General features: G+C 37.0%; 5 protein-coding genes. All 5 read left to right on the forward strand.

Annotated features, from left to right (window positions below; genetic code table 11):
- The first annotated feature begins 219 nt into the window (after positions 1-219).
- Positions 220-912: a hypothetical protein gene (locus ACMZ6U_RS08660; protein ID WP_416107958.1), complete on the forward strand. Its 693-nt coding sequence runs from the start codon at positions 220-222 to the stop codon at positions 910-912.
- Positions 913-921: 9 nt separating this feature from the next.
- Positions 922-2253: a UDP-N-acetylmuramate--L-alanine ligase gene (gene murC, locus ACMZ6U_RS08665; RefSeq protein ID WP_416107960.1), complete on the forward strand. Its 1332-nt coding sequence runs from the start codon at positions 922-924 to the stop codon at positions 2251-2253.
- 657 nt (positions 2254-2910) lie between these two features.
- Positions 2911-3402 (forward strand): GNAT family N-acetyltransferase, encoded by a 492-nt coding sequence (locus ACMZ6U_RS08670; protein WP_416107962.1) that lies wholly within the window; start codon positions 2911-2913, stop codon positions 3400-3402.
- Between the two features lie 92 nt (positions 3403-3494).
- The gene (gene mltG, locus ACMZ6U_RS08675) at positions 3495-5294 is read left to right on the forward strand and encodes an endolytic transglycosylase MltG (protein ID WP_416107966.1); all 1800 of its coding nucleotides are present in this window, start codon (positions 3495-3497) and stop codon (positions 5292-5294) included.
- Positions 5295-5532: 238 nt separating this feature from the next.
- The gene (gene greA / locus ACMZ6U_RS08680; protein ID WP_416107964.1) at positions 5533-6024 is read left to right on the forward strand and encodes a transcription elongation factor GreA; all 492 of its coding nucleotides are present in this window, start codon (positions 5533-5535) and stop codon (positions 6022-6024) included.
- Positions 6025-6300 lie beyond the last annotated feature (276 nt).

A 6300-nucleotide genomic window follows, 5' to 3' on the forward strand; every position in this document is an offset into this window, starting at 1 on the left:
CGTGGCAAGTAGCGATTGTTTTGTGATATACTAGTCATGAGAAGATTCCTTTTTGATGGATGTGTGGTACTCTTATCTTACAAGGTTTCTTCTTGTTTGTCTTCTAGGTCTCACATCTATTGTAACGCTACAGATTCTTGGTCTAGGTGTCGGCAGATAACTTTGAAAAAGTAGAGGCTTTAGTTTATAATAGGACTGTTACAGAAAGGAAGTGAGCCAATGAGTTCCAGAAGACGTGCGTTTCCCCTAATTCCCGATGACGAACCAGTTATCGGACAATCAACAGCGATGCGCTTATATGATAATGATGATCTTATTACTAATATTAATGGGACTTATTATGATAAGGATTATTCTGATGTAACACCCAGTATTCAATTTATTCCCAAAACTAGTAAAGATAGTCAATCAAATATCCCTACTGAGCTAGATCAAGGGCGGACTTATGCAGAGCAGGCGCGTGAAGATGCTAAGAATGATTTGCGACAAAAGCGACAGTTTTACGTTAATCATGAATTACAACGCGCTAAACAGCCTAGTCACTCTGCTAAGACCAGTACCGCTTTATCACACTCGTCTTCTAAAAGAGAAGTACCTAGCTTTCAAAAGAAAGGGTCTGTAGCCAAGAAACCGGCGCAGACTATTGCTAAAACTAAGGTGTTTCAGAAAGACAAGGCGTCAGAACACACTTCTGAATTAGCTGCATTTTCTAAAAAGTTGCACCAAGAGACATATATTTTGGTGGATTTACCAAAAGTCTATAACAAACCTGAGAATCAAAAGGATTCAAAACCAAAGAAAAATACCTTTGACTTTTTAAAACGTAGTCAAATTTATAATCACCAAGAAAGACAAGAAAAACGAGAACGTCAGATTGCTCAAGAGCTTAATTTGACACGTTTTGAAGATTAAGGAGTTACCATGTCAAAAACCTATCATTTTATCGGAATTAAAGGCTCGGGGATGAGTGCCTTGGCACTGATGTTGCATCAAATGGGTCATAAGGTTCAAGGATCCGATGTTGAAAAATATTACTTCACACAGCGTGGATTAGAACAAGCTGGTATACCAATCCTTGCTTTTTCTGAAGAAAATATTACAGCAGATGTTGAGTTAATCGCTGGTAATGCCTTTCGTCAAGATAATAATGTCGAAGTGGCGAAGGCTATTGAGTTGGGCTATTCCTTTAAACGTTATCATGAGTTTTTGGGTGAATTCATGGGACAATTTACCAGCCTTGGTGTAGCTGGTGCTCATGGAAAAACATCTACAACGGGTCTCTTGGCTCATGTCATGAAGAATATCACCGATACTTCATTCTTGATTGGTGACGGTACAGGCCGTGGTTCAGCGTCCAGTCAATACTTTGTCTTTGAATCTGATGAATATGAGCGTCACTTTATGCCGTATCATCCAGCCTACTCTATCATTACCAATATCGATTTTGATCATCCAGATTATTTTACTGGTATTGATGATGTTTTTGATGCTTTTGATGCCTATGCAAAGCAAGTTAAAAAAGCTCTCTTTATCTTTGGTGAAGATGACTATCTTCGTCGTATTACTTCACCAGCAAAAATTTACTATTATGGCTTCGAAGAATCAAACGATTTTTATGCGACAGATATCACTCGTACAGTAAATGGTTCTGATTTTACTGTTATGCATGAAGGAGAAGCAATTGGTCGTTTCCATGTGCCAGCATTTGGTCGTCATAATATCCTAAATGCCACAGCTGTTATTGCCAATCTTTTTGTTGAAGGTTTTGATATGGCACTTGTTGCAGAACACCTAAAAACCTTTTCTGGAGTAAAACGTCGTTTTACAGAGAAAAAAATCAATGATACGATTGTGATTGATGATTTTGCTCATCATCCAACAGAGATTATCGCTACTCTAGATGCGGCGCGTCAAAAATACCCTTCAAAAGAAATTGTGGCTATCTTCCAACCTCATACTTTTACACGGACTATCGCCTTGTTAGATGAATTTGCAGCTGCTTTGAATGAGGCTGATGCTGTTTATTTGGCACAAATTTATGGTTCAGCTCGCGAAGTTGATAATGGAGATGTTAAAGTAGAAGACTTGGCAGATCGCATTAAAAAACCAGCTAAAGTAGTCACCGTTGAAAATGTATCACCACTTCTTAACCATAACAATGCTGTCTATGTTTTCATGGGAGCAGGTGACATCCAATTGTATGAGCGTTCTTTTGAAGAGCTTTTAGCAAATTTGACCAAAAATAATCAGTAGTCTTGTAACTGTCAGAAAATTTTCTAGTCGGTAATAATCAGACATACTTCAACTTAGTATTGTTTCAGAATTATCCTAGTACTTCTATTTTGATAAAATAACAAGCTATTAATCAAGTGCGATTGTCCTTTGTTGACCTAATAATTGATGTGATTTTTTGGCTTATGTTTTTAAAACTAACTGTATAGGACTGGCCAACAAGTCCAATCTCACTATATGGAGTTCGTTATAACATTCTAACGCAGTGGTCGAGAGAAACGCTTTAGTTCTTTTAGTGTTTTCTTTGCATACTTGCTTAGGAACTTTAGTTCCAAGCGACCATTACTGAATGGTTTTTTCGGTTGCGATTTATGTTCCGATACAAGCCTGTTCAATATTGCGGGGATGGAAGGCGAACTTTTTTAATTATTGGAAGTTCCTTCTTACTTCCTTTTTAGAACAAAAAATCTTACTTTTTCGGGAATATCCCATAAGTTGAAGAACGGTCAGTATAAAAGTATTTTATGTGCAAAGACAATAGTGCTTAGATGAGGTGATGACTTACCGATAGCGCTGACAGGTGGTATACTAAGACATCGTCAGCAAAGTATTGTATGGCAGTCATCGTTTGTTACATAAGTAGTCTAGGAATGATTTTAGCATTTATATGGAGGACATATGGAAATTAGACATGTGGTATTAGCAGACTGGGCTATCATCTCAGATATTGAGTCTCAAAATTTTTCAATAGAAGAAGCTGCAACACCAGAAGCTATGAAAGAAAGAATTGAGCGGATTTCAGATACTTTTCTAGTCGCTGTGATAGATGGGAACATAGCTGGCTATATTGAAGGGCCAGTGGTATCACAACGCTATTTAACGGATGACTTATTCCATAAAGTAGAGCAAAATCCTAAAGAGGGTGGTTTTATTGCTGTCACGAGTTTATCTATTTCAAAAAACTATCAAGGGCAAGGGGTTGGGACAGCTTTAATTGCGGCGCTTAAGGACCTAGCTGTAGCTCAAAAACGACAAGGCATTAATCTGACCTGTCATGATTACCTGATTTCTTACTATGAGATGAATGGCTTTATTGATGAAGGTCAATCCGAGTCAGCACATGGTGGGAGTATCTGGTATAATATGGTCTGGGAAAATCCAATCAACTAATGTTAAGAATAGGTGACAACCTGATGTAATCGTTGCTTTTCCAAGGGTTTTGAGATATAATGGCGATTGATTATGATGTAGGAGGATCAGCTTTGACGGATTTTAAAGACGATGATAAATCTTCTTCTGTGGGTGCGGAAAATTTTAAAGAGCATATTTTACGAGAATTAGAAGAAGCCAATCGCAAACGTCAACTTCAAGAAGAGGAACAGAAACGAGCTGAGGAAGCACGTCAAGCTGAACAAGCAAGACTTCAGCAGGAAAAAGAAGCCGTACGTTTAGCTAAAGAGCGAGAAGATGAGTTAGCTCGTATTCACAGTGAAAAAGATTTAAAGTGGCAACAAGAATCAGCAACAAGTTCTCTTGATCAAGGAGAGAATCGAGGAACAGAAGTATCTCTTAGTCTTTCTACTGAAGTTTCAGAGAGCAGCCACTCAGTGTCAATGAGTGAAAGTACTAGTGAAGCGTTTCAGCTTAATGATGACAAAGTATTATCGGATGCTTTAAAAGCCCCCCTTCTTAGACCTAGTCAGGAAAAACAATCAACTTCAGCTTCATTGACTGCTGGTGAAGTTGATTTTTCAGACATAGACATTGAACAGAGCCATAAGCAAGAAGCTGGACAAACTCATATTGCTGAGACTAATAAATTATCTAGTGATAGTATAGCAGCTAAAAATGAGGCTGTAGTGGCTCAAGTAGAAGCAAAAGAATCTATTACTGAGGTAAAACGTCCAATTATGAATAGACGACGAAAAAATAATAGGATTGCCGCAAAAATAACAGGTATTTTAGTAACCATTATCGTATTGATTGGTTTATTAACAGCGTTTTTAGGCTATCGTTATGTTTCAAGCTCACTTGGAGCTGTTGATACAGACTCCAAAGAATTTGTTCCTGTCCAAATTCCTGAAGGATCGGGTAATAAATTAATTGGGCAGATTTTAGAAGAAAATGGCTTGGTGAAAAATGCTGCTATTTTCAACTATTATACCCGTTTTAAAAATGTTTCAAATCTTCAAAGTGGTTATTATAATCTTCAAAAAAGTATGACTGTGAAGGATATTATTGACACTCTTAAACAAGGTGGAACTTTAGAGCCACAAGAGCCTGTTTCTGGAAAGATTTTGGTTACCGAAGGTTCTACGATAGATCAGATTGCTAAAGCGGTGACAGTCAATGTTAATACGAAAAAAGCAAGTAAGACCTCATATTCTGAACAAGACTTTTTAGAGTTGATGAAGAATAAAGCCTTCATTGACAAAATGGTTAAGAAATACCCTGAGTTACTCAAGGATATTCCTTCAGCCGATCAAGCAAGGTACCAGTTGGAAGGTTATTTATTCCCAGCAACTTATAATTATTATGAGGAGTCAAGCCTTGAAGATATCGTTGACCAGATGTTGGCGACAATGAATACTAATTTAGCACCATACTTTGATCAGATTGCTGCTAAAGGACATACGATTAACGAAGTCCTTACCCTAGCTTCATTGGTCGAAAAAGAAGGCTCAACAGATGAAGATCGTCGTCATATTGCAAGTGTTTTTTACAACCGTTTAAATATCCAAATGCCTCTTCAAAGTAATATTGCTATTTTGTATGCTATGGGCAAGTTAGGTCAAGAAACGACACTTCGTGAAGATGCTACTATTGACACTAAGATCAATTCACCCTATAATATCTATGAAAATCCTGGCTTGATGCCTGGTCCTGTTGATAGCCCAGGATTGTCAGCTATTGAAGCAACCATTAATCCTGCAAATACAGATAATTTGTACTTTGTTGCTGATGTCACAACAGGTGAAGTTTACTATGCTGAAGATTATGCTACTCATGACGCTAATGTTTCTAAGTATGTTAATGCTCATTTGGAAAATAGTGCAGAGTAAAATGAGTAGACTGATTAGTCTGAGATAAAAGAGTCTCAGATTTGTGATAATCGTATCCATAGTTAAAGAAGTTGCAAAAAATCACGAGAGCTGTTAGTAGCTGCTATAATCAATTCTTAAAGTTTTAGCAGTTGAAAGTACTTTTTAGGAGTGAATGCACAGTGTATCTTCTATGGATTATTGATTTTTAGGATTATTCCCATTCTTTCATAAAAAAAGATTTAGAAAAGAGAAAAACATGTCAGAAAAAAGATTTCCAATGACTCAAACTGAAAAAGAGCAACTCGAAAAAGAGTTGGAGGAATTAAAATTAGTTCGTCGTCCAGAAGTTGTTGAGCGTATTAAAATTGCCCGCTCTTATGGAGACCTTTCAGAGAACTCAGAATATGATGCAGCAAAGGATGAGCAGGCATTTGTTGAAGGTGAAATTTCAACACTTGAAAATCAAATTCGTTATGCTGAAATTATTGATAGTGATGCCGTTGCTAAAGATGAAGTTGCTATCGGTAAGACCGTTGTTGTTCAAGAAGTTGGTACAACTGATAAAGATACCTACCACATCGTAGGTGCTGCTGGAGCAGATATTTTCTCAGGGAAAATTTCAAATGATAGCCCAATTGGTCAGGCTCTTATTGGAAAAAATAAAGGTGATAAGGTTTCGATCGTTTCGCCTGCTGGTAGTTATGAAGTTGAGATCATCAGTGTTGAGAAAACAGAAGATAATAAATAATAAAAAAGTTGACAGTCGTTTCAAAAAACTGTCAACTTTTTTATTGATTTGACTTATTTTGGCATCAGTAAAGAAATTTTGAAAAAGCTAGGAACTTGTCTAGGAGAGCTAGTCTAACTTATCGCTACATGTTGCATCATCTACCTACCATAAATGTATTTAGATACGCTAAAAAAAGTTGAGAAGTTTCTCAACCTTTTTATAATTTTATAATGGCTCTATAATTTCTGTAGTGGGTAAAATCCACTGCGAATGTCATAGGGCTTTTGACTGTAT

It is taken from the genome of Streptococcus pluranimalium, from assembly GCF_047785745.1.
GTDB classification, from domain to species: Bacteria; Bacillota; Bacilli; order Lactobacillales; family Streptococcaceae; genus Streptococcus; species Streptococcus pluranimalium_B.